Raw genomic sequence first — 25,312 nt, forward strand, 5'->3', positions numbered from 1 at the left:
ATGTTAAAAGAATCCGTCCAGACGATTGCCCAAACCATCTTTCCGGAAGTTGTAGACACACGTAGGCATATACATGCCAATCCAGAACTCTCTTTCGAAGAGTATAACACGGCGACTTATATTAAAGAACGATTAAATGAATTAGGCATTCCTTGGCAGGAGATGGCAAATACAGGGGTTATCGCACTTATTCAAGGCGAGCTGCCCGGAGACGGTGTGGTTGCCTTAAGAGCCGATATCGATGCTTTGCCCATTACCGAAGTGGAAGGAAGGTCCTATGGATCGAAGAACGCGGGGGTGATGCATGCTTGCGGACACGACGTGCATACTTCCTCTTTATTAGGAACGGCTAAAATTCTAGCATCACTGAAAAGTCAGTTCGGCGGCACCGTGAAATTGATTTTCCAGCCCGGCGAGGAAAAGCTTCCCGGTGGTGCAAGCATTATGATTAAAGAGGGCGCACTGGCGAATCCTGCACCGCAGGCCATTATCGGTCAGCATGTGATGCCACTGATCGATTCGGGTAAGGTGGGCTTTCGGGCCGGGAAATATATGGCTTCCACGGATGAGCTTTACGTCACCGTGAAAGGAAAAGGCGGGCATGGCGCGCAACCACAACAAAACATTGATCCCATTGTTATTACAGCGCATATTATAACAGCACTTCAACAAATTGTTAGCCGCGTGGCAGATCCCAAAATGCCCACGGTCTTGTCCTTCGGCAAAATTAACGCGGAAGGAGCTACCAATGTGATTCCCAACGAAGTGAAGTTGGAAGGTACGTTTCGGACCTTTGATGAGGACTGGCGGAAAGAGGCCCACCAAAGAATGAAAAAGATGGCCGAAGGCATTGCCGAAAGCATGGGAGGATCGTGTGACTTTGAAGTACGGCATGGTTACCCTTACCTCGTTAATAATGAAGAGCTAACGCAACAGGCAAGGGCCTATGCAGAGGAATATCTCGGCAAGGAAAATGTAGTCGACTTGGATCTGTGGATGGCCGGAGAGGATTTTGCGTTCTATTCGCAGGTTACCGACGCGTGTTTTTACCGTTTAGGGATCCGTAATGTGGAGAAGGGGATCACCGCTTCGGTGCATACGCCTAACTTCGATATTGATGAAAAGGCATTGGCGCTCAGTACGGGCTTAATGGCCTATATTGCGCTTAAACGTCTGGGGAATTAGCTAAAAATTGTATCTTTGCCGACATAGCGTTGAAACGTTATGATTCTTTTTGCTCCAACAGGGCGTTTCTTCTGTATGCGAGCTTTAATTTTTTAATTTTTCAACTTTCCGTCCTCCTGGGATTGGATCGTATTTAAAACCTACTCCACGAAATGGATAATTTAGAAGACAGCTTAGAGAAATCCTCCAATTTTATCAGCCAGTTCACCTACCATAAACTCGTTGATATGGGAATCAATAAAGAACTCGCTGCTTATGTTAATGTCTTTGTCTTATTGACAATTGTAGTTTTTTTAGTCTATCTCGTACAATACCTTGTTAGAAAGGTGTTAAAAGTCGCCTTTACCAAAATCTATGACCGTACGCAACTCCGATTTTTCAGTTATTTGCTGAAAAATCGCTTTCCGCACTTTCTTGCTTTAATAGCACCCTTTAGTTTAGTGAAAAATGCCATACCGATTGTATTCGACGATTTCCCGAGCCTTATCAGGCCTTTGGATATCGCAACGGAGGTTTACATGGTGTTTATGATCATTTCCATTATTATGGCCATCATAAGATCGGGTACGGATGTATTGCGGGAAAAACCCGAATTTTCAGCCAAGCCGATGGAAAGCTATTTGCAGGTTGTCCGCATGGTGTTCCTGCTTTTTGGTGTAGTAGCCATTTTTTCAAGCATAACAGGTAAATCCCCGATGGCCTTTTTTGCGGCGATGGGTGCTGCTTCGGCCATTCTACTGTTGATGTTCAAAGACACTATTATGGGTTTTGTAGCAAGTATCCAAGTGACCACCAACGACATGGTGCGTATTGGCGACTGGATTACTATGCCTAAATACGGGGCTGATGGTGATGTGGAAGAAATTAACTTAACCACCGTCAAGGTGCGTAATTTTGATAAAACCATTACCACCATTCCTACCTATACCTTGATTTCCGATTCTTTTCAGAACTGGCGTGGCATGCAGGAGTCGGGAGGACGCCGTATCAAGCGTTCCATTATCATCAAGCAAGCAAGTATTCGTTTTGTGGGCGAGGCGGAATTGCCTGATTTTCAAAAAATACAGGGGATTCGCGACTATATCACGGAAAGGGGTGACATCATCAGAAAACACAACGAAAAAATTGGTGCGGACAGAAGCCTTGCTCTGAACGGAAGGAATTTTACCAATTTTGGCCTGTATCGCCAATACGCTGAATGGTATGTCCAGAACCACCCCGATATTCACAAAGGCATGACCTTAATGGTACGCCAATTAGCGCCCACTGAAAACGGATTGCCTCTTGAGCTCTACGTTTTTACCACCACAACCAATTGGGCACGATATGAGTACATCATGGCAGACATATTCGATCACCTCATTGCGGCCGTACCTTATTTCGGATTACAGATTTTCGAAAGAACATCAGGGGCAGATACACTCGGCATTAAATTTACCAATGGACTGGAAGTTCAGGGAGGTGAAAAGCGGTAACTTACAACTTATAACTATTTCCTATCTTTACGCTAATGATCAAGCAGGAAACAATCGGAAAAATTTTGGATGCCGCTCGGATAGAGGAGGTGGTGGGCGACTTTGTGGATCTAAAGAAAAGAGGAACGAGCTTGATCGGTGTTTGTCCTTTTCATAACGAAAAAACGCCTTCTTTTCACGTATCCGTGAGTAAAGGCATTTATAAATGTTTCGGCTGTGGCGCAGGCGGCGATTCGGTGCGCTTTGTGATGGATCTCGAAAAATATTCGTATCCGGAAGCCCTGCGCTACCTCGCACAGAAATACAATATAGAGGTTGAAGAGGTGGAGCTTTCGGCCGAGCAGGCGGCTGTAAGCGATAAGCGCGAAAGTCTGTTGATTGTTACTAACTGGGCTGCTAAATTCTTCCGCGAGCACATATGGGAGACGGAAGGAGGCCAAGCTATTGGCTTAAGTTATTTTCGTGAGCGTGGATATCGGGATGACATCATTAAAAAATTTGAGCTAGGATATTCGCCAGAAGCTTGGACAGCCGTATATGATGAGGCCGTTAAAGCGGGGTTCAGCGAGGATTTCTTGGAAGAGACTGGCCTAATCGTCCGTAGAGACGATGGAAAGCGTTACGACCGTTTCCGTGGACGGGTCATGTTTCCTATACATAACCTAACCGGGCGGGTCCTCGGTTTTGGTGGTCGAACGCTCAAGACCGACAAAAAGGTTCCTAAATATGTAAACTCGCCGGAAAGCCTAATCTACCATAAGTCGGACGTCCTCTATGGATTATACTTTGCAAAGAAAGCAATTGCCGACCAAAATAACTGTTATTTGGTAGAAGGTTATGCCGATGTAATCTCCATGCACCAAGCCGGTGTAGAAAATGTAGTAGCCTCTTCGGGCACTTCCCTTACAACCGGGCAGATCCGGCTCATTTCGAGATTTACCAAAAATGTCACCATCTTATACGACGGGGATGCGGCGGGCATCAAGGCCTCTTTGCGCGGAATGGACATGCTGCTGGAGGAAGGCATGAACGTAAAGGTACTCCTCTTTCCCGATGGGGACGACCCCGACTCTTTCGCTATGAAGCATGGGGCTGTCCGATTTAAGGAATACATTGCCGAAAACAGTAAAGATTTTATCTTTTACAAGACGGATATACTACTTAAAGAGGCTGGAACCGATCCGGTGAAGCGGGCGGGCGTGATCCATGATGTGGTAGACAGTATTGCGCTGATTCCAGACGACATCAAAGCGTCGGTGTTTATACGCGAATGCAGTCGCTTGTTGGATATTGAAGAACGATTATTGATCGCCGAGCTGAATAAGCAGAAATTGCAGGCGATCAAGAAAAGTCAAAAAGCTTCTGAAGGCCCCGCCGCGTTTCAAGCGAACACTCCCTTTGGGGTAGATGAACCGCCACCTGATCTGTTTATGGATCCCAGGGATATGGGGGATGTGTCTACTGACAAGGACTCACCGCCGGCCATTGCTCAGTCGATTGTCTTACAAGAACGTGAAATTATTCGGCTATTGATTAATTACGGGCAAATGCCTGCTAAATGGGAGCAAGATTATCCCATCGCTTTCGTCCTGTTTGCAGGCTTACAGGACGTTGAGTTTGCCGACCCTTTATGTCAAAAGATTATTTCGATCTACTTAGCATTTATTGAACGCGAAGAGTTGCCTGATGAACGCTTTTTTATTACCCATGCCGACCGGGAGATTGCAGACTTAGCCATTTCGATGCTCTCTTCACCTTATAGCCTTAGTCCGAATTGGAACGACGAGAAACGGAAAATTTATGTAGCCCAAGAAACGGATAATCTAAAAAACGCCGTGTTAGGGGTACTCTATAGAATCAAGAAACGGAAGGTGGAGCAGAGTATGCAGGAAATCAGAGAAGCCTTAAAGGTCGAATCTGATGAAGCGAATTCAGAAATTTTAATGGATAAGTATCAAAAGTTAAAAATGATGGAAAAAGAGTTGACAGGCTATTTAGGGACGGTCATCGTTAAATAGAGCAACGGATGGCGACGCATAAATTCATCGGTACGCAGGGAGAGCAGCAAGCTTTGCAATATTTGTTAAAGCAGCGCTATCAACTGGTCAAGAAGAATTGGCGGTACAAGCACCTGGAGGTCGATCTGATTATGAAAGATGGCGCCCAGTTGGTTTTTGTCGAAGTAAAAACGCGCTCGAGTGGGAGTTTTGGTTTGCCTTATGAAGCTGTTAACTGGCAGAAGCAACGCAAATTGTCACAGGCAGCCACGATTTATATCCGACAGCATCAGTATGAGGGAGAAATCCGTTTTGATGTGGTTTCTATTTTTGCGAATAAAGATCAAAGCTATGATATCAGACACATTAAAGATGCCTTTTGGCCGAGGTATTCTTAGTTAAACGTTATAAGTTATAAGTGCTAAGTTAGAACCTAAAACCTAAAACGTACCACTTATAACTTGCCATTTTTCTCTAAGTTTGTATCATAAGAATAAATTATGTCGTATACACTACATCTTCTATATTTGTGTATGAACAAAATTTTGCTTCTGGCATTGGCTGCCCTATGCAGTGTGGCCGCTTGTAACCGAGACAAGTCGAACGATTCATCCAGTAGATCACTGAGCTTTAGTACCGTTGAACCCGGCTCGTTAATCAATAGAGGAGATAGCGTTTCTTTGCAACTGAGTTTGCCCCATGGCGTATCTTTTGATTCAGTGGTCTACCTGCTAAATGATAAGCCTTATATAACGGTGAAAGACAGTGCAGATGTTTGGTTGAAGACGGATAGCCTAGGTATGGGGAGTCAACTTATTACAGCGAATGTCTTTCGGGACGGGCAGTCGGAGAGCGCAAGCACGAATATCGTTGTCGTTGCAGCTAAGATGCCGGAACAATATAGTTTTAGTGTGGTGAATACCTTTCCGCATGATGCCAAGGCCTATACGCAGGGTTTAGAATACCACGATGGATTTCTGTATGAAAGTACCGGACAGCGTGGTAAATCAACCTTAAGAAAGGTGGAACTGAAAACAGGTAAGGTAGTCCAAAAGATCGACCTTCCCGCCAAGTATTTCGGGGAAGGGATGACCTTCGTAGGCGATAAAATCATCCAGTTAACCTGGGAAGAAGGGGTCGGCCTTGTATATGACAGAAACTCTTTTGAAAAAGTTGGCGAATTTCCTTACCAAGCCAGCAAAGAGGGGTGGGGCCTGTGTTTTGATGGTGAGCGCCTTATTAAATCGGATGGAACTAACCGCCTCTATTTCTTAAATAAAGATACCTACAGGGAGGAAGGCTTCATCGAGGTATACAATAGCAAAGGACCGGTTGATAAGCTGAACGAACTGGAATATGTGGATGGAAAGATCTATGCCAATGTCTATTATTCTGATGTAATTGTTGTAATCGACCCGCATTCCGGTCAAGTGGAAGCCGAAATCAATCTTATCGGATTATTGCCGCAGAAAGATGTAACCGAAGACACTAATGTACTCAACGGTATTGCTTATGATCGGCAGGGCAAACGCCTCTACGTGACGGGAAAAAACTGGGATAAGCTGTTTGAGATTAAACTTTTGGGGCGATGAGTGATGTCTATAAAATAAAGAGGCCAATAGCATTATATTGACCCCTTATTTTAATAGATGATTTTGGATTAAAATAACTACTCTGTCCGTTTATCCCACCAAACGCGGGATAAAAAGGTGTCTCCATTGCTCATCCGATTCACTGCATTATTATAATTGGTTCCATTTAACTGTGCTTCTTGCGTTGAGTATATAGCTCTTCTAGGAATTTGTCCATTAGTAGAACCCGGATTATTACCGGGAACTAATAGCGGATATCCGGTTCGGCGCCATTCGGCAAATGCTTCATAATTCCTCCCAAATAGGTGAATCCATTTTTGGGTCTGTATCTTCTCTAATTTCTGTTCATCTGTTAAACCTTCCAGACTTAGCGCTGTTGCCACATAGGTTCCCGGTAAAGAGCTGATATTATACGGTGGCAGGGCAAAAGCGGCTCTTACCCCCTCTAAGAAGAATGTTTCGGTATCGGCTGAAGTCGCACCCCAACCTAAGAGTGCTGCTTCTGCCTTGAAAAAGGACACCTCCGAGTACGTTAGCGCGTAACAGGGGATCGGCGCAAATGTCTGACTGAACCAGGTGCTTAAAGAAGCTGTTGAATAATTAGCGCGGATAATTTGTGCTAGCTCATTATCGGTTAATGCCACACCGAGTCCGGCATAATCCGGTTGACCAGCCGCCACACTATTGACAGTAGGTTGGACTAGCAGGGGCAATCTAGGATCATCATCTGCTTTCAGTTGATCAATCAATGTATTTGCTAAATAACGAAGATCGGAGCTGCCCCTAACATATTGACTTAACATGGGATTAAAGTTTTCGGCCTGCGCATTATTATAGGTGGGTACCGCGGCATTATCATTGTTGCTGGCCAGTAAGCCAATAGAGCTGTTCATGGCAGACTCAACGGTTTGCTGTGCCAGCTGCGGATTGGCAAAACGGATGCGCATACCCAGTTTTAATTTAAGGGAATTAGCAAATTTTGCCCACTTGGCAACATCTCCCCCATAAAAAAAATCGGCGCTGCCATAGGTGTTATCTCCAGCATCCAGTCGAGCAATAGACTCATCCAGCCATGAAATGAGCGTGGTGTAAATTTGTTCCTGCGAATCAAAAGCGGGGGTTACCACAATGGATGTTGGATCGTTGGTGACTTCCGAGAACGGGACATCGCCAAATAGATCCGTGAGGCGTTGCCAGATGACTACCTCGTATATCTTGGCGATGGCTAGCTTGGATTTTCCGGTAGGTGAATCTTCCTGTCCCTGTAACTCTTGTGCAATCTGTCTTAGATTACGGATAAGAGCATAGTGTTGTTCCCAAATATTATCTTCGGCAGATTCGATATAACGCGAAACAGGCACTACCGGTCCGCCGGCCCAATGTTGCACCCAGGAACCAAACTTATTGTTTGGAAGTTCTCCACCTTCTGCAAAGGTGCCATCTTTTATGACACCAGAAAGTAACAGACCCGGGTCAATAGTGACTACCGAGGTTGGTGGAGTGTTTAATTGTTCGAAATCTTTGGTGCAGTTGCTGAGTAGGAGCATGGAAAGGACACCACTTATCATTCTTATTTTAATGCTTATAGTATTCATGACGTAAATTTTAAAGACCAATAGACAAATTAAAACCAATGTTACGCATCATCGGTAAGGAGGTTGATTCGATACCGATCGATGAGTTAGACGTGTTAAAGGAAGCCGATTCGGGCGAAAAGCCATCTGTTTTTCGCTGGAAATAAAATAAATTACGTCCGTAAAGGCCTATCCTTGCGCTTCGGATGGCTCTGACAGGGAGCCATTTGGCAGGAAGCACATAGCTCATACTAAGTTCGCGCATGGCAATATAGCTGGCGTCATTCAGCATCTCTTCTGATACCATGACCTCCTTGTCGCTCGCCACCATATTCCAATAATCTTGCGCATTTATCTGTATATTGTTTTCCTGGCCTGTTCCAATCCAGTTACCTTCGCTGTTGCGCGACGCCAAAACGCCTGATGCCACATAAGTGCCGTCTCTGCCAGGCACCGTTTTATTGGTAATACCATAGATAATCTGTTCCCGGTTACTTTGTGAGAAAATGAACCCACCTTGGCGGATGTCTACCAGTGCGTTTAAGGTAACACCTTTATAGCGAAATGAGTTGAAAAAGCCACCTAACCATTTTGGTTGTGCATTGCCAAGATCTGTCTGCACTCTACTGCTGCTGCGCAAAGGCAGGCCAGTATCGGGGTCAATTAAACGGTTGCCCTGCTGATCCTTGATCCAGGCGAATTGGGTGCCGATAAGCTGACCAAAAGGTTTGCCTGTTTCTGCTACCACATTGATGCCTCTATCGGAACCTAAAAGGAAGGTTTCTACACCCGGTGCAAGCGACTCCACTTTGTTGACGTTCTTATTGAAGTTAAAAGACGATTCCCAGGTGAATCCACCGGCTGTTTTGAGGGGGGTGCCATTGATTACAAATTCAATGCCCTTATTGCTGATTTCTCCTGCATTGATGCGGTTCACCGCATATAAACTAGATGGCGCAATGGGAATGTCCAAGATCTGATTTTTGGTGGCTGCACGATAAAAGGTAAACGAAAGACCCAAACGGTTTTGAAGTACCTGTATATCTGCTCCCGTCTCCACCGAAGTGGTCAGCTCGTTCTTTAAATTCGGATCGGGGATAATCTCCGTAAAGGAGGCAAGGGGTATCCCTCCGTGGGAAAATTGATTTAAGCTGTAGGTACCTGTAAGCTGATAGGGATTGCCTGAGTTCCCTGCTTGCGCCCATGACGCTCTCACTTTTAGATAAGATAAGAAATCGTTCTGCAGGTTGAATGCTTCCGAGAGCACCAAACTTCCACTAACAGAGGGGTAAAAGAAAGAGTTGTTGTTTTTTGAAAGGGTAGACGACCAGTCGTTACGTGCAGAAAAATCAACGAATAGATAATCTTTATAGCTCACTTGGCCGGATGCGTACACTGAGTTGATTTCGGATTCGATCAGATCAAATAAATAACTATTGGTAAGGGTGTTATTGATAACATAAAGATCGGGTACGATAAACGAAGTACCTACATTCCCTGTTTGGCGGAGGTAGCGGTTGAGGTGACTGGCACCAGCGTTTATGCCCACTTTAATGTCGTCTGTTACGGCAAAGTTGGAGCTGAGAAGCGCGTCATAGTTGTTCTCGCGAACGCGAATCACTTCCTCTCGGAGGTCGCCGCGGAAATTGAGACTTTGATAGGTGCCCGTGGGGCGATAGCGAAAACGCTGATCGGTGTAGAAATCCGTACCACCCGTGGCAGTTAATTTTAACCAAGGAGCAAAATCATAAGATAGGCGGAGCAATCCGATCAATCGGTCCCGGCGATCGCTGTTGTGATTCTCATGAATAGTCCAATAAGGATTGGCCGTAGAACTATTTGTTGCATAGGTTTTTTCCAGGCCTTCATACACATTCGCATAACCCAGTTGGCGGGAAATATCGGCTGCAGTCCATTTGTATTGGGATACGATATCCATAGGCATGCTCCGCGGTTGGCTGATTAATAAATAAGCAGGATTCTCCGGTGCATCGGAAAGTGTAGGACGATTGTTTGCTTTTTGCAGGATGTAATTAGCCTTTACATCGATGTTAAACTTGTCGGTTATCTTTGCCTGCGTCCGCAGATTAAAATTATTGCGGTCAAGCGTATTCGTCGGCACATAACCATCAACAGACGTGTTGGCATAAGAGAAACGGTAATTGATGCGGTCGTTTCCGCCATCAACGCTGATATTATTTACAAATTGCTTTTCCGTTTGGAAAAAGGCGCCATAAGTGTCGGGCTGGGGATTCAGGTTCAGGATATTTCCCCATTGATCTTCATATTGCTGTCCGTCCATATGAGCACCCCAACTGGCACGGGTGAGGCGATCTCTTCCGGCGCTCATTTTGGGCATACCTTGTAGTCCCTGACTGATAGCGTCACTCATGGAAACAATGTTACCGTCCGTCGTGCGGAAATGGGTAAAATCCCCATTTAAACCCTGCCCATATTCATTCTGGAAATCAGGCAGTACCAAGGCAGATCCTAATGAATAATCGGTATTATAACGGATATTCAATCCTTGTCCGCTTTTTCCCGTTTTAGTAGTGATCAAAATAACCCCATTGCTGCCCCGTTGGCCGTAGAGCGCTGCGGCGTTCGGTCCTTTCAATACCGACATCGTTTCGATGTCATCCGGATTAATATTGGAGATACCATCACCATAGTCCGTTCCCCCAGTGCTTCCGGCCGGACCGATATTCTGATTGTCAATAGGAACACCATCTACAACGTAAAGTGGCTGACTGTTGCCAATAAGGGAATTATTTCCCCGGATAACCACTTTCGAAGATCCACCGGTGCCCGATGCCGATCGGCTGACACTTACACCCGCCACTTTTCCCGACAGGGCATTGGCTACGTTGGCCTCTTGCCCCTGTGTCAAGTCGCTTCCCTTTAGCTCGGCAACGGTATATCCCAAGGCTTTTCGCTCGCGTTTTATGCCAAGGGCTGTTACTACCACCTCGTCCAGCAAGGCGGCATCCTCCTCTAAGGTAACCGTAAGCGAGAGCTTGTCATTTGCGGCGATGGTATAGTTGGCTAATATTTTCGGCTTAAAGCCAACATAAGTGACGGTAAATGCATAGCCTTCGCCAGCAGCCACGGCGCTAAACGAAAATGTGCCCGTTTCATTGGTGCTGGTTACTTGTTTGAATCCCGTATTTTTGTTCTCCAGACCGACCGATACACCGGGTAAAGCATTGCCGAGCGTATCCCTGACAACACCCGTTACAGTAGCGCCTGTTTGGGCATAAAGTGGTGCAACATTAGAGAGTAAAAGCAGCACAAAGATTTGACAGCGGTATTTATGGGCAATGCACGGCCATAAACACCTTTTGAGGTGAGTAAACATTTTCATTGATAATTATTTAATGGTTGTTAAAATATATTCTTCTTTAAGTTTTGTTATGGTAAAATCGTTCAATACCCCAATATCAGCGAGTATTTTTTGCGCTACATCGGCATCCTTCTTAAAGAAGCCAGAGTAGTAATGCTTGCTTACGTCCTTTTCCTGATAGCGAATGTGCAGCTGGTAGTTGTTTTCTAAAAAGTGTAATACTTCTTTTAATGCCAGATTATTGAAGTTCAATGTGCTGTCGGTTTCTTCCAGATTACCCCGGCTGCCAGCTTGCTGCGTCTTATATTGCTTATTGTTCGGTGGGTTTAAGCGCGCAAGGTGTGTTTCACTATTTACGAACAATTCATCACCGGGTTCGAGGTAATGCGTATGTTTGGTGTCCGCCCCATCCTTTACCATAATTTTTCCATTTAAGAGGGTAATATGGACTTCCTTTCCACGTTTGGGCGCATGGACGATAAAGGCGGTGCCGAGCGCCGTTGTTGTGATTCCTTGACTGTGTACCACAAAGGGACGCTTACTATCTTTCGCTACATGGAAGCTGGCTTTTCCTGTTAGTTCGAAGTCCCGACTGGTTAAATTGCTGAAATCTTCCGCAAAGCGCAATTCGCCACCGGGATGCAAGGCGATGATAGATCCGTCCGATGCTTTCAGTTCCATCACTTTATTACCGGCATTGATTTCATGAATGTAGTAGCCAGCGTCTTTCTTGGTTAAAGTCGGGGCCTCGGAAGCGATAATGGATCCTTCTTTCTGATGATCAAATAAATATAATACACCTGCTAAGAGTAAAAAAGCAATGCACGCCGCCACAGCATAATAGAATCGCGTATTATTTTCTTTGAGATCTAATTGGATCAATAATTTTTTGAGAGCCCGCTTTTGTTCTTCATAAGAAGGACCCTGATCGTTTTCGCGCTCCACAAGTTGTTCCCATTCCTCCACTGGAAATAATTGCTCCAGAACATCCGGATTTGCTTTCAGATAGCGCGTCACTTCCGCGATCTCTTCCTTCGTACAATCATTTTTTAGAAATTTGCTTAGAAGTGCTGGATCCATATATTATAAGTTGATTTTATCCTTCTATGAAGTATACGAATGAAAAAGGCACTACCCCTAGTGACAGCGAAAAAATCAGGAGAAAAATAAAAGGAAAAATAATGATAGATAGCGTCGCAAGACTTTCAGGGCCGAAATGATGTGGTTTTCAACCGTTCTTGGAGAGATGGATAGGCGATGCGCTATTTCTGAGTAGCTTAAATATTCAAAACGGCTCATCCGAAATACGGTCCTTCGCATAGGAGGCATGGTATTGATTACTTTATAAATTTTAGCTAAGGTTTCTTTGTGTTCTAGACTAGGGGGGTCATATGTGGTTTCGCCATTCGTCAGCAGGTGATTTTGCATCTCATACAACAAAGATTGTTTACGGAGCTCGTCGATCAGCTTGCTCCGGGTAATTTGGAATAACTGTGCTTCGATAGAAATATCTATGCGCAATTTTTCTCTATCATGCCATATTTTCATAAAGACTTGCTGTACTAGTTCTTCCGCCAGGTAGGTAGACTGGCATTTTTTGTATACGTATTGGTATACTCTTTTGTTCCAGTGCATATAAAACGCCTCAAAGGATGGAATGTGACCGTTTTTTAAATCATTAGTATACATAAATCACATAGAAGGCAGTCATTTGGTTGACAAACTCCACTAAAATAGGGATTTTTTGAGTTTTTGACGTCATTTTGCTGAATAACTTGTCTGTATTTTTCCTTGGTGCTTCATTTTTCACTATTTGCTATTAACGATTTCGCCTCCTTTGGCTACAAAATCTTTTTTTAACTGTTCATAATTTGCCACACCAATGGCTTTGGTACAGCGTCAAGTATCGTGGGTGCATATGAGGTAAAAGGATAATGCGCAATCGGTTGCGTTTATCAAAGGCTTGCAATTCTTCAAAAAAGTTTCTACCATTGATTGAAATTACCCGAATAAGGGTTCACCGCCGATTCAATTATTGAACCAATATTAAACTGGGGATCAATCATAGTGTTTACATGATCAGCTTGATTGCTTTATGATGAATTGGAGCATTCGTAAAAAGAAGGTAGATCTTTTATCAATTGAAGAGTTGTTTAAGAGATACTATCCTCGTTTATTCGAATTTGCATATGGTTTACTTGGACACGAGCAAGAAGCAGAAGATATTGTTCAAGATGCTTTTGTCGTTTTTTGCGAGCAACAAGGGCGAATTAATTGGAATGATCAAGCCATTAAATCTTATCTTTATACGACCGTTAAACACGATGCCCTAAACCGCATCCGACATGGTCGTGTGGTCGTAAGTTATCAGCAGCGGCATCAAGCACCTCTTGCGGAGGAAAATCTAATCCTAGACCATCTGATCCATTCGGAAGTCATTGGAGAACTCATGGACGCTTTAGATAAATTGCCTAAAGGTTGCGCATTGGTATGTAGGTTAGGTTATTTAGAAGGACTTAAAAATGCGCAGATAGCCGAATTAATGGGGGTGAGTATCCATACCGTGAAAAGTCAGAAACAAAGGGCACTACATCTTTTAAAGCAGCAGCTCGGAGCAGCAGCTTTTATCTTATTATTGGCTGTTTTGATAAGATGAGGCTGTTCATGTATAAACACTTTCTTCGTTAACCATAAATTGGAAGATAGCTTTTTAGTTTACCTATATTGCTCGTTATAAATGAACCTTTATTTTAGACTTCTTTTTTCCGCAAAAAGAAGCAAAACCTCCCGCTGCACCTAGTTGCTACAAGGGTTAGTGCCTCCACCTGCAAGCCGCAACTAGCTGAGGCGGTTTTTAGCAGAACGGAGAGACCTTGCGAGTAAGCAGAGCCGTTCCGAAGTACACCAGTGGCATCAGCTTGCGAAGGAAGCAATCGGCAGCTAAACATGCCTATTTGAGCTTTTTAGCGAAGCTAACGAGAATAGAGCAAAAGACGAACGAAGCATGGTTTTGTGGGAAAGGGTGTCTCCTTTTGCGGCCGGCATGTTGGCCACGGATTGCAACGAAGTAAGCTAGCCAGGCATTTTGGTTCCTTTGTTGCGGACAAAGGAACTAGCCTGTGCGGCAATGAGCACGGAAGGGGTTGAGGGCAAAGGTAAAAAATATCAATATGCATAAATTAAAGCTTCATTTATTATAGCTATATAGTACGAATGCAGCGGTAACAGATTTTAAAAAAATAAAAAAAAATTCCATCCTTTTCTCACGCTTAGGTGCCTTAGTATATAAAAGCAAAAAGATATTAAGCATGCAGGATCCTTTAGAGATAGCTCGATTAATAGCAGGATATATACGCCAAACGCTTACGGAGGAGGAAGAAGCGCATTTCAAAACATTGTTAGCTGATGATCCGCGCATAAGAAAGCTTTTGGAAAGCTATAAAAATAATGCTCACGTTGAGCAGAAACTGCATGCCTTGCAGAGGCATGATGTTGCTAATGCCTGGGAACGATTTGTCGATAAAAAGTACAAAAAGAAAAGTCAGATCGGATGGATTTCTGCTGTAAGTGCTGCTGCTATTTTGCTTTTAGTATTAATGGGTCCGTGGAATAAGCACAAAGATGCTAAAATTATACCTGACAAATATAAGCGCTATGCAAATGATGTGCTCCCCGGCGGAAATCAGGCCCAGCTTTTATTGTCGGACGGAAGAACAGTTGAGCTAAACGATCAGGCTATGGAGCTTCATGAAAAGAATGGAATCGTATTGAGCGGAGCCACGGGAGAATTAGTTTATAGCCAAGCAGCTCAAAAGGGAAGTCAAGAAATTTATAATACGGTGGTGGTTCCTAAAGGTGGGACCTATAAGATAACACTTTCAGATGGCACACGTGTTTGGATAAACGCCTCCTCTTCCCTACGTTTTCCCGTAAACTTTGCAGCAAATGAACGGAAAATTCAATTGAAAGGAGAAGCTTATTTCGAAGTGAACAAAGATCATCACAATCCTTTTAAAATTGAAATGAACGGTTCTGACATTACGGTTCTAGGAACAAGCTTCAACGTAGCTGGATACGAACCGGATAAAACAACGACAACCCTCTTAAATGGCGCAGTAAAAGTAAGCAATAGGCATTCGGAAAACATTCTTAAACCTGGTCAACAAGCCGTTGTGCAAGAAAATGACATTAAAGTAGGAACGGCTGATCTTGAAAAATCAGTGGCATGGAAAGATGGATATTTTATGTTTAGCGAAGATCCGATCGTGCCGGTATTGGAGCAGATTGCCCGATGGTATGATCTTGAATTAGCGTTCATAGATAAAATACCCGCGATGCATATTGGTGGCAGCGTAAGCCGGAGTGAAAATCTGAGTGAAGTACTCGAGATGCTTAAAGATGTGAGCGGACTGGCATTTCAGGTGGAAGGGAAAAAACTGATCATTAAATTAAATAATAAGGCTATGCATAAAACACCAACATAAATAAATGACTCAATAAAACAGATGCCGGAGATGCGCCAACACCTCCGGCGGAAGTTAAGGCCAAGCCAAAAAAATGAACGGATACATCAAATTTATAACCAACCCTAACTATACGAAAATATGGATTACTTAGTTGACAACAAAGGGCCAAGTGTAGAAAACCATCATCGTTGTCTGAAAAGGATTTATCAGTCCGTCCAGCAGCTAGAGAAGTACACGGTTCTTACCAGAACAAATTATTTACGGATGAAGTTAACATTGTTATTAATGTTTATCTTTTCACTTGGACTGCATGCGGCAGGGAATGCGCAGCAAGTGAGTCTATCGGTAAAAGAAGCCTCCTTGAAAGAGGTACTCACGGTGCTGAAAGGTCAGACAAATTACCGTTTTCTGTATAATGAAGAACAGTTGAAACAGGCAGGTTCTGTGTCACTTCATATAGAGAAAGTGTCGATACAGGATGCCTTGAATAAAATCCTCAGCAACAAAAAGCTGAGCTATCGCATGCACAATACCACCATTACGATTATACCGGATAGGGAAGAGCCAACGCCTTCACTGGTGCAGGATTTGGAAGTGAAAGGTACAGTCAAAGACTCTATCGCGGCACTAGCAGGTGTCTCCGTTTTTGTGAAAGGCTCCACTTCTATTGGTACCACCACCAACAGCAATGGTCAATATACCCTTCGGGTGCCGGCAAATGCGGTGTTGGTATTTCGTTTCGTTGGTTATGCCGAGCAGGAAATTTCCTTAAACGGAAGAACAGCGGTAGATGTGATCTTAAAAAGTATGGAATCACGGCTGGATGAAGTGGTTGTGGTAGGTTATGGTACACAGAAAAAAGGAGATTTAACAGGGGCCATATCCTCCTTGAGTGCGGATGATTTAACAAAGGGGGGAGCCATTAGCAATGTGGCGCAGGCTATTCAGGGAAGAGCCTCAGGGGTAGTCGTTACCCAGAACTCTAAGGCTCCCGGAGGAAGTATGTCTATCCGTATTCGCGGTTCAAATTCCGTCAGTAGTAGTAATGAACCCCTCTACGTCATCGATGGGTTCCCAAGTAATAATGGGGTGAATATCAACCCAGATGACATTGCCTCTATGGAAATTTTAAAAGACGCTTCCGCTACAGCGATTTATGGTTCACGAGGTGCGAACGGGGTGGTATTGATTACGACAAAACGCGGTAAGACGGGACAAAGCAATGTTGCTTATAATGGCTATGTGGGTACACAGAAAGCCATTAATCCCTATAAGCTGTTGGACGGAAAATCATACATGTTTTTAGCGAACGATTTATACAAAGAAATAAACGGACAGGAAGGAATTGAAAACGGTGTGTATACACAGTCGCAGTTGAACTCCGACGTGAATACGGATTGGGTAAGAGAGGCAACACGGACAGCCGTTGTGCAAAATCATAATGTCCAGTTTACAGGTGGAAGTGAAAAAACCAAAGTACTTAGTAGCATCGGTTATTTTGACCAAAAAGGTATTTTGAAAACAACTGATTTCGGACGAGTTTCTGGCAGGATAAATATTGATCAAACGATCAACGATTATGTGAAAGCCGGGGCTTCTGTTTTTGGTCAGCGCGAAAGTTCAAACTATCAAATTTATGATGGTAATATTTTGAATTCAAATGTATTATATAGCGTGTTGACCTATGATCCTACCGTTCCCGTCTATGATGCAAACGGAGCTTTTGGACGGCCTCCGGGTGGAAGAGGGGATAATCCTTTGGCGAATCTCATGTCGCGTCAAAATGACGTACAGAAAGATAAGTTTAATGGAAACCTCTACTTAGAAATAACACCTTTTGAAGGACTTACCGCCCGTTTTGATGCAGGTACCGAAATTTTACACGATCAGTTAGGGACCTATTTGTCAAAAGAATCTTATCAAGGAAGTATTGATAATGGGGTGGCTTCGCAGGCCGATTATAACCTTACCCACAACTTGGCGGATATGTTCATCACCTATGACAAAACATTTGGTAAACACCACTTAAATGTCATGGGAGGTTATTCGTATGAAAAGTTTATTAATAATAATAAAGGAATCAATGTGTATGGCTTTTCAACGGATTTATATGGATACAATAATCTAGGTGCTGCCTCCACGATCTCAGGTGTGAATTCGGCGAAGTCGGAGAACATGTTAGTATCTTTCTTTGGCCGGGCGAACTACTCCTTCAATGACAAATATTTGTTTACGGTTACGGTGAGACATGACGGTTCCTCGCGCTTTGGCGCGGATAACAAATGGGGCACTTTTCCTTCCGGATCCTTTGCCTGGAAAATGATTAACGAACCATTCATGCAAAATCAACAGCTCCTTTCTGATCTTAAATTCCGTTTGGGTTATGGTAAAACCGGTAATGAGCGTATTGGGAATTATGCCTCTTTTGGTTTGATGAGTAATGCCAATTATACCTTCGACGGTATAGGCAATACTAGCGGCACCTATTTGAATATTACATCACCGGCAAATACGAAGCTAAAGTGGGAAACCACTGCTCAATATAACGCAGGAGTAGACCTTGCGTTGTTAAATGACCGTATTGCCTTCACCATGGATGCTTATTATAAGAAAACAAGCGACCTATTGATTCGGCTGAATCTTCCGCTTTATTCGGGATATACTTCCGGACAAAGTAATGTAGGTTCTGTTTCTAATAAAGGATTGGAGTTTGCTATTGCCACAAAAAATCTCACCGGTGCATTCACCTGGGATACCAAATTGAATTTTGCCATGAACCGAAATGAGGTGCTTGATCTGGGTGGCGACAACGATATTTATATCACTTCATCTAAACCGATGGGCACCGTATCAGAAGAAGCTTATGCGGTTATTCGGGAAGGAGATCCATTGGGCTCGCTCTTTGGTTATCAGTACATCGGGGTTATCCAACAGGGAGAATCCTACACACCGCAACCGAATTCGAAAGCAGGCGATCCAAAGTTTGCGGACGTGAATGGCGATGGTATTATTACGGCGGCGGATCGAACCATCATCGGCTCGGCGTATCCGAAACTTACCTATGGTATTACCAATACATTTGCCTACAAAAATTTTGATCTCTCAGCGTTCATTTATGGAAATTTAGGCAATGATTTATTGAACATGACCCGTATGAACCTGGAATGGAATCGATCTGTGGAAGCCTTGAACCGATGGACGCCTGAAAACACGAACACGGATCTGCCTCGGAATGGATTTTATTATACCGAGTATGGTGGTTATGTGAATGACCATTTTGTTGAAAGTGCCTCTTTCTTGCGGCTGAAGAATCTGACACTCGGGTATACGGTTCCCTTGAAAACGAAAGCCATGCAATCCTTACGCGTGTACGTCATGGCCGAAAACCTGTTCACCATCAGTGGTTACTCGGGTTGGGATCCGGAGGTAGATACCAAAGGCTATGAAAATGATTCCTTGATCAAATATAGTTCGAATGCCCAGACAGCAAATGCCGGTGCAGGTTTAGATTTTAACTCTTATCCTAGTATGCGTGCCTTTACGTTCGGTATTAATGTTAATTTTTAAAAACGAAAAGATGAACTTTATAAAACTAAGCCAACGTTTTTTATATTTCAGTATGGTTTTAGCGAGTGTCAGTGCTTGCACCAAACTGGAACCAGAGTTGTATAGCGACTTAACGACAGAGAATGCGTATTCTACGGAAAGCGATATCAATGCGGCGCTTACCGGTACTTATGCAAGCTTAGGCCCCTATCCGGGAGATGCCTACCTCTATTATGCGGGTTACTTGGTCATGATTACCGACTATGCTACGGATATGGGCTTTTCTACCGCTGCAGGTAACCCCACGCATTTAAGTAACTTCTCGTATGATGAAAACAACCGGTACTTTAAAAGTAACTGGCAAAATATGTATCAGGTCATTTCCAATGCCAACCTATTGATAGACAATATCGATGCGGTGTCAGGCATGAGTGATGAAAATAAAAACCTAGTATTGGGACAGGCCCGTTTTTTACGCGCTTTGGCTTATAATGATTTGACGGATGGATGGGGCCCTGTTCCTTTAATTACTGCCACAAAAAATCCAGCGGAAAGTTATAATACCCCTTTGTCGTCCGTAGAACAAGTTGATTCCTTGATCCATAGCGATTGCCAGTTTGCCGCGGAAGTATTACCCGAAAGGTGGACAAGCGAACTAGGCTTAGCCAGAGCAACGAAAGGTGCTGCACTTACTTTGTTGGGTAAAAACTATATGCGTGCACATCAATACGAGCAAGCCAAGGTGTATATTGATCAGGTGCTTGCACTCCGTGATCAAGGGGTGTATACCTTGAATGCTGATTTTAAGAATGAATGGTCAGAATCCAATAAAATGGACAAAGGGATGATCTTCGGGATCTTGCATGAGTCGGCTTTAAATGGCGGTGAAATTACCAATCACTTTGGTCCCAGTGATCATCCGGAGGTGACCGATCGTTGGCAATATTACGGTGTCTCTTTACAATTTTGGCGCAAGTTCGATGATCGCGATCCCCGGAAGCAATTCTTCTATTACAATTATGAAGGCAATGCGGCGCGAGACGGCTCCACCAGCCATGGTTTTTATTATATGATACCAAGACCGGGACAAACAACCGCTCCGAATGACACAACGAAGCTCATGCAGAATGTGGCGACAAAAAAATACTCCTATGAGATGGTAAACGGGTCGTATCTCGATGGCCGGACCATTCAGGTCTTCCGGATAGCGGACGTTATCCTGTGTAAGGCAGAGATTGAAAATGCCTTGGGAGGACCCTCGGCGGGCTTACCGTATTTGAACGAAATCAGAAAAAGAGCAGGTGCACCCTTACTGGGGGAAAGCACTGATTTTCCTGCGCCAGCTAGCAACGATGAATTTATTGACGCATTGGTAAATGAACGTGGTTTTGAGTTGGTATTTGAGTACAAACGTAAAGCGGATCTGATCCGTTTGGGTAAGTACGAAGAGATCTGTAATGAATACCTACAGGCACGGGGCATGACGCCGAAGGTTACCGAAAAGCTGCGGTATTTTCCTTATCCTTTAGATGAGGCAAATCTACACCCGGAAATGGCGGCCGCTAATGCACAACGTTTACCTTAGTCTGTTTCAAATGAATAAAAAGAACATTCTCGTTAGCCTTTTTATAGTAGCCCTCCTTTATGGAGGCTACTATTTTTACAGTCATGATATTCAAATCGTCAATATCCAGCTATCATCGCCAGACAATTCGGCTATTAAAGAAGATATTCGTATACAGTTAAATAAACCGGCCACAGTATATGTGGAGTATTGGGCTGGAAAGGATGGAAAGCATTATCTGACACCCGTGCGACAGGCTGCGACAGAACATTTGATTAACCTTTTATTGTTGGAAGCAGAAACAGACTATCACTACCGCATTGTACTGGATCGACTCGTTCCTATTAAATCGAAAACCATGCATTTTCAAACCCGAAAGCAATCCCCCTGGATGGTACACGATTGGATTAAGGAAAATCACCCGCATGACGCAGGCGCTCTAGGAGAAGGCCTCACGATGCTTTGTTATCGCGAATTCCCAGGATATATCGCCATGGTAGATGGCAAAGGGGTTATCAAATGGTATTGGCAAGAGGAGAAGATGGGCGTAAGGATTGCTTCCCTCACACCGAGAGGAACGGTTTTAGCGCTGTTAGCGCCGGTAGGGAAAGACGAGTTCGCGAAACCTCAGGAAAATAAACCCTTCGTAAAAAGCGGCTTAGGGTATAGTTTACGTACCGGAAAGACCGGTTTTATGGGTGGGACGGAGTTGGTAGAAATTGATTTAACCGGTTATGTGCGTTGGCGCTTGAACACCGATAAGCTGGGAATGATTGTGCACCATGATCTGCGTATGGACCAATCAAACCACATCGTTGCGGTAGTGAGAGATTATATATTGGATGAACGGAAGCAGGGTATACCCCGAGATACCTTGTGGGGTGATGGTGTAGTGGTCATGGATACCACGGGCAAGGTGTTAAAAAAATGGTCGGCTTGGGATCAGTGGGATACCGCAAAGGATGTGCGGTTGGACAGTTTAAAGCACGATCGCTTCCATATCAATACCATATCCTTTGATAAGGATAGTAATTACATTGTTTCGTCTCCCATTGAAAACCAAGTATGGAAAATCGATGCGCAGACGGGGAAAACCTTGTGGCGCTTGGGTAAAGGGGGCGACTTTCAGATGAACGCATCGGATTATTTCTATTTCCAACATGCACCGCATATCAATCAGGAGGGTGATCTGATGCTTTTTGACAATGGAGATTTTTCTCCACGTGATTCGTCCACCACCAATAAAGTTTCCAGAGCGTTGTCTTTTACCTTAAATACGGAAGAAAAGACCGCTACGAAAAAGCTGGATGTGCCGCTACCAAATAAGCAATATACAGCGCGGATGGGGAGCGCCTATTTACTGCCCAATGGCAATATCTTGCAAACCAGCTCGAAAACAGGTAGCGTGCTCATTTCGGATAAGCTGGGGAAAGTACTGTGGGAGCTAAATACGTATTTTATACCCTATAGAGCGGAATATGTGCCCGATAGCCTGTGGAAAAAATACAGACGGACCGAATAAATAAACATTCATGTATACTAAAACAAAACTGTTATACATTATTATGGTGCTGTTATCCTTTTCGGTGTACGCACAGCATCACTACCCTCCTCAAAAGTCTTTATGGGGGGCTGATTCGCTCGGAAATCAACGGGCGGTTATTCGGGTCAAGGGCGATGAAAAACTCGTGAAAGTAAGTATTCCCTGGCGAAACCGTAACGTCAAAAGCGATCAGCGTGTGATCATTGTCGATAGTTTGACGCAGCAAGCGATTGATCCCGCGCGCTATGTGACGATGAATGAAGAGGGGGGCGTATTGCTTTTTCATCCCCTATCTGGCGAAGGAATTTATTATGTGTATTACCTGCCTTATCAGCTGGGAGGACGAAGCAAATATTATCCGGATGCTGAATATCTAAAAAAAGCTGATACCATTCGCTATGAAGAACAGGAGAAGCAGCAGAAACCGAAAAGTAAAACGCAATTGCTGCGATTGGAATCGGTAGATGCCTTCAATGAAAATGGTGTCATGGAGACGATTGCGACGCAAGAAGAAGTAAACGGTTTTATCTGTAAACATAAAAGCCAAGCCTATTTTATCTTTCCGGAAGATCGATCTTTGCCCATTCGCATGAACGATCATGTGCCGAAAAAATGGCTAAGCGGTAGACTGCAAAATAATCGCTTTGAGGGAGAAAGTGCCCGAGGCTGTTTTTATGCTTTTCAATTAGGACTTTGGTCGCCCAAACAGGCATTAGAAAATGTGAGGATTATCTTCTCGCCACTACGGAATGAAAAAGGAGCAACGATAGGTGCCGAACTGTTCAATTGTATAAATACACGGGGTGTTAGTTATACCGGGGAGCCGATAAAATGGGAGGTAAATGTGCCGCAAGATAGGGTGCAGCCTCTTTGGTGCGGGGTGAAGCTACCGGAAGAGATAGAGCCCGGGACTTATGAAGGTGTACTGACCGTCAAACCTGCCAATGCACCCGAGCAGCAAGTACAGTTGAAATTAGTGCTCAGCGCGGAGGTGGCTACAGATGGTGGCGTGCACGAACCCTGGTTACAGACACGATTGCCTTGGCTGAACTCTACCTTGGCACAGGAGAATACCGTGATTAAACCGTATATCCCCTTGCAAGTGATGGGCGATACGGCGGTATCCTTATTGGGAAGAAAAGTTATTATAGCCGAAAACGGACTACCCAAGCAAATTCAAACCTTCTTTAGCCCAGCGATGACGCACATCACGGATAAACCGAACGATCTCTTGTATGAGCCGATTCATTTCCATTTTGAACAAGCTGATAAAAAGGAGGTCAGCTTTAAAACAACCGGTTTTTCTTTCCTTCAAAAAGAGGCGGGTACGGTTTCCTGGCAAAGCAGCAGTATGGCCGATGGTCTGCAGATGGACATTACCGCTTCGCTGGAGTTTGATGGCTTTTTAAACTATACGGTAAAGGTAACAGCGCTTCATGATATGGCGCTGACCGATATTGCGATGCATATTCCTTATCAGCAAGAACAGGCTACCTATTTAATGGGGCTAGGGTATAAGGGAGGGCGCCGGCCAGAAGCTGTTGCCTGGAAGTGGGATGTAGCGAATAAAAATCAAGATGGTGCTTGGATTGGTGCGGTCAATGCGGGCATGCAATTTTCGCTCAGAGATGAGCACTATTCCAGGCCCTTAAATACAAATTTTTATTTACAGAAGCCTTTGTTATTACCTACGTCATGGGGAAATGCAAATAGAGGAGGAATCGATATCGGCGTGAAAGGCGCATCGATGCTGGTGAACAGTTACAGTGGAGCCAGAAACATGAAAAAAGGCGACACGCTATTTTACAATTTTAATTTGCTGATCACACCTTTTCATGCTCTAAATACCGAGGAACAATGGAGCGAACGGTATTTTCACGCGTATAAGTCGGTCGACACCGTGAAGGCCAGTGGCGCCAATGTGATCAATATTCACCATGGTAATGCCCTCAATCCTTATATCAATTATCCTTTCATCGCTACAAAAGAGATGAAAAGCTACATCGATTCCGCCCATCATTTGGGACTGAAAGTGAAAATTTATAATACGGTGAGAGAAGTCTCTAACCGTATGTATGAATTATATCCATTAAGGAGTCTAGGTCATGAAGTATTCTCGTCGGGGCCTGGGAAAGGATACTCCTGGTTACAGGAACACCTGCAGCAGGATTATATAGCCGCTTGGTTCGTTCCTTTTTATCAAGATGCAGCCATTATCAACAGTGGCATGAACCGGTGGCATAATTACTATGTAGAAGGCATGAATTGGTTAGTGGATCGCATCGGTATTGATGGTATTTACCTAGATGATGTTGCGTTCGACCGGGTGACGATGAAACGGATAAAAAGAGTGATGACGAAAGACGGTCGCCCTGGACTAATTGATCTACATTCGGCCAATCAATATAACGAACGGGACGGATTTAACAATAGTGCAAATTTATACCTGGAGCATTTTCCTTATCTCAATCGCTTATGGTTTGGCGAGTATTTCGACTACGAAAATAACGATCCCGATTTCTTTCTTACCGAAGTAAGCGGTATTCCTTTCGGTTTGATGGGCGAGATGTTACAAGATGGTGGAAATCCGTGGAGAGGAATGGTATATGGGATGACAAATAGATTGCCCTATCAAAAAAGCGGTCCACAAGCACTTTGGAAAGCCTGGGATGATTTTGGAATGAAAGGATCGGAGATGATTGGCTATTGGGTAGCAGACAATCCGGTAAAGGTTGATCGCCAAGATGTGCTGGCAACCGGCTACCAAAAGAAAGGGAAATTGATGATATCCCTTGCCAGTTGGGCAACCGAAGACGTAGCGATTCAATTGCAGTTGGATTGGCAAAAGCTTGGCATAGACCCCCAGCGGGCTACTATTACTGCTCCTGCGATAGACGAATTTCAAACAGCCCGTCATTTTAAAATAGGAGAAGCGATACCCGTTCAAAAAAATAAGGGCCTGTTGTTGATTGTTGAATAATAAAGAGTTGATCCGGATACTTGGTTCATACCATAAAAGAATATGCC

General features: G+C 44.1%; 15 protein-coding genes. 11 read left to right on the forward strand and 4 right to left on the reverse strand.

Annotation, left to right across the window (positions count from 1 at the left end; all coding sequences use genetic code 11):
• From EPX21_RS16160 to EPX21_RS16180, 5 genes are all read left to right on the forward strand, one after another.
• Positions 1 to 1,185 (forward strand): M20 family metallopeptidase, encoded by a 1,185-nt coding sequence (locus tag EPX21_RS16160; RefSeq protein WP_134090737.1) that lies wholly within the window; start codon positions 1 to 3, stop codon positions 1,183 to 1,185.
• Positions 1,186 to 1,337: 152 nt separating this feature from the next.
• Entirely contained in the window at positions 1,338 to 2,660 is a 1,323-nt protein-coding gene (locus tag EPX21_RS16165; RefSeq protein ID WP_134090738.1) for a mechanosensitive ion channel family protein, read from the forward strand.
• Positions 2,661 to 2,695: 35 nt separating this feature from the next.
• On the forward strand, positions 2,696 to 4,678 hold the full coding sequence (gene dnaG / locus EPX21_RS16170; protein ID WP_134090739.1) for a DNA primase: 1,983 nt from the start codon (positions 2,696 to 2,698) through the stop codon (positions 4,676 to 4,678).
• Positions 4,679 to 4,686: 8 nt separating this feature from the next.
• Positions 4,687 to 5,055, forward strand: a complete 369-nt coding sequence (locus tag EPX21_RS16175; RefSeq protein WP_134090740.1) for a YraN family protein — start codon at positions 4,687 to 4,689, stop codon at positions 5,053 to 5,055.
• A 135-nt stretch (positions 5,056 to 5,190) separates the two neighbouring features.
• Positions 5,191 to 6,249, forward strand: a complete 1,059-nt coding sequence (locus EPX21_RS16180) for a glutaminyl-peptide cyclotransferase (RefSeq protein WP_240768704.1) — start codon at positions 5,191 to 5,193, stop codon at positions 6,247 to 6,249.
• Between the two features lie 77 nt (positions 6,250 to 6,326).
• On the opposite strand, the gene EPX21_RS16185 is transcribed toward EPX21_RS16180, so the two are convergent.
• The 4 genes from EPX21_RS16185 to EPX21_RS16200 all read right to left on the reverse strand — a co-directional run bounded on the left by EPX21_RS16185 (position 6,327) and on the right by EPX21_RS16200 (position 12,855).
• Positions 6,327 to 7,844, reverse strand: coding sequence for a SusD/RagB family nutrient-binding outer membrane lipoprotein (locus EPX21_RS16185; RefSeq protein WP_134090742.1), 1,518 nt, complete (start codon positions 7,842 to 7,844; stop codon positions 6,327 to 6,329).
• A 10-nt stretch (positions 7,845 to 7,854) separates the two neighbouring features.
• Positions 7,855 to 11,187, reverse strand: a complete 3,333-nt coding sequence (locus tag EPX21_RS16190) for a SusC/RagA family TonB-linked outer membrane protein (protein WP_134090743.1) — start codon at positions 11,185 to 11,187, stop codon at positions 7,855 to 7,857.
• 6 nt (positions 11,188 to 11,193) lie between these two features.
• Positions 11,194 to 12,246: a FecR family protein gene (locus tag EPX21_RS16195; protein ID WP_134090744.1), complete on the reverse strand. Its 1,053-nt coding sequence runs from the start codon at positions 12,244 to 12,246 to the stop codon at positions 11,194 to 11,196.
• A 75-nt stretch (positions 12,247 to 12,321) separates the two neighbouring features.
• Positions 12,322 to 12,855 carry an RNA polymerase sigma-70 factor gene (locus tag EPX21_RS16200; RefSeq protein ID WP_134090745.1) on the reverse strand — a complete coding sequence of 178 codons (534 nt, stop codon included), beginning with the start codon at positions 12,853 to 12,855 and terminating at the stop codon, positions 12,322 to 12,324.
• A gap of 406 nt (positions 12,856 to 13,261) precedes the next feature.
• On the opposite strand from EPX21_RS16200, the gene EPX21_RS16205 reads away from it, so the two are divergent.
• The 6 genes from EPX21_RS16205 (at position 13,262) to EPX21_RS16230 (ending at position 25,265) form a co-directional block, all read left to right on the forward strand.
• The gene (locus tag EPX21_RS16205; protein WP_134090746.1) at positions 13,262 to 13,822 is read left to right on the forward strand and encodes an RNA polymerase sigma-70 factor; all 561 of its coding nucleotides are present in this window, start codon (positions 13,262 to 13,264) and stop codon (positions 13,820 to 13,822) included.
• A 652-nt stretch (positions 13,823 to 14,474) separates the two neighbouring features.
• Positions 14,475 to 15,650: a FecR domain-containing protein gene (locus EPX21_RS16210; protein WP_134090747.1), complete on the forward strand. Its 1,176-nt coding sequence runs from the start codon at positions 14,475 to 14,477 to the stop codon at positions 15,648 to 15,650.
• A gap of 120 nt (positions 15,651 to 15,770) precedes the next feature.
• A complete protein-coding gene (locus EPX21_RS16215) occupies positions 15,771 to 19,199 on the forward strand; it encodes a TonB-dependent receptor (protein ID WP_134090748.1) in 3,429 nt (1,142 codons plus the stop codon).
• Between the two features lie 10 nt (positions 19,200 to 19,209).
• A complete protein-coding gene (locus EPX21_RS16220; protein WP_166670789.1) occupies positions 19,210 to 20,763 on the forward strand; it encodes a RagB/SusD family nutrient uptake outer membrane protein in 1,554 nt (517 codons plus the stop codon).
• A 10-nt stretch (positions 20,764 to 20,773) separates the two neighbouring features.
• Complete coding sequence (locus tag EPX21_RS16225; RefSeq protein ID WP_166670790.1) at positions 20,774 to 22,264, forward strand: aryl-sulfate sulfotransferase; 1,491 nt, start codon at positions 20,774 to 20,776, stop codon at positions 22,262 to 22,264.
• Between the two features lie 10 nt (positions 22,265 to 22,274).
• Entirely contained in the window at positions 22,275 to 25,265 is a 2,991-nt protein-coding gene (locus tag EPX21_RS16230) for a glycoside hydrolase domain-containing protein (RefSeq protein WP_134090750.1), read from the forward strand.
• Positions 25,266 to 25,312: the final 47 nt, after the last annotated feature.

The sequence above is a fragment of the Olivibacter sp. XZL3 genome, from assembly GCF_004368405.1.
GTDB lineage: Bacteria > Bacteroidota > Bacteroidia > Sphingobacteriales > Sphingobacteriaceae > Olivibacter.

Excerpts from the sequence above, each read along its gene's own strand:
- dnaG (WP_134090739.1), top strand. The coding sequence starts at position 2,696 with ATGATCAAGCAGGAAACAATCGGAAAAATTTTGGATGCCGCTCGGATA.
- EPX21_RS16230 (WP_134090750.1), top strand. The coding sequence starts at position 22,275 with ATGTATACTAAAACAAAACTGTTATACATTATTATGGTGCTGTTATCC.
- EPX21_RS16180 (WP_240768704.1), top strand. The coding sequence starts at position 5,191 with ATGAACAAAATTTTGCTTCTGGCATTGGCTGCCCTATGCAGTGTGGCC.
- EPX21_RS16185 (WP_134090742.1), bottom strand. The coding sequence starts at position 7,844 with ATGAATACTATAAGCATTAAAATAAGAATGATAAGTGGTGTCCTTTCC.
- EPX21_RS16175 (WP_134090740.1), top strand. The coding sequence starts at position 4,687 with ATGGCGACGCATAAATTCATCGGTACGCAGGGAGAGCAGCAAGCTTTG.
- EPX21_RS16160 (WP_134090737.1), top strand. The coding sequence starts at position 1 with ATGTTAAAAGAATCCGTCCAGACGATTGCCCAAACCATCTTTCCGGAA.
- EPX21_RS16225 (WP_166670790.1), top strand. The coding sequence starts at position 20,774 with ATGAATAAAAAGAACATTCTCGTTAGCCTTTTTATAGTAGCCCTCCTT.
- EPX21_RS16195 (WP_134090744.1), bottom strand. The coding sequence starts at position 12,246 with ATGGATCCAGCACTTCTAAGCAAATTTCTAAAAAATGATTGTACGAAG.
- EPX21_RS16210 (WP_134090747.1), top strand. The coding sequence starts at position 14,475 with ATGCAGGATCCTTTAGAGATAGCTCGATTAATAGCAGGATATATACGC.
- EPX21_RS16220 (WP_166670789.1), top strand. The coding sequence starts at position 19,210 with ATGAACTTTATAAAACTAAGCCAACGTTTTTTATATTTCAGTATGGTT.
- EPX21_RS16200 (WP_134090745.1), bottom strand. The coding sequence starts at position 12,855 with ATGTATACTAATGATTTAAAAAACGGTCACATTCCATCCTTTGAGGCG.
- EPX21_RS16215 (WP_134090748.1), top strand. The coding sequence starts at position 15,771 with ATGGATTACTTAGTTGACAACAAAGGGCCAAGTGTAGAAAACCATCAT.
- EPX21_RS16205 (WP_134090746.1), top strand. The coding sequence starts at position 13,262 with ATGATGAATTGGAGCATTCGTAAAAAGAAGGTAGATCTTTTATCAATT.
- EPX21_RS16165 (WP_134090738.1), top strand. The coding sequence starts at position 1,338 with ATGGATAATTTAGAAGACAGCTTAGAGAAATCCTCCAATTTTATCAGC.
- EPX21_RS16190 (WP_134090743.1), bottom strand. The coding sequence starts at position 11,187 with ATGAAAATGTTTACTCACCTCAAAAGGTGTTTATGGCCGTGCATTGCC.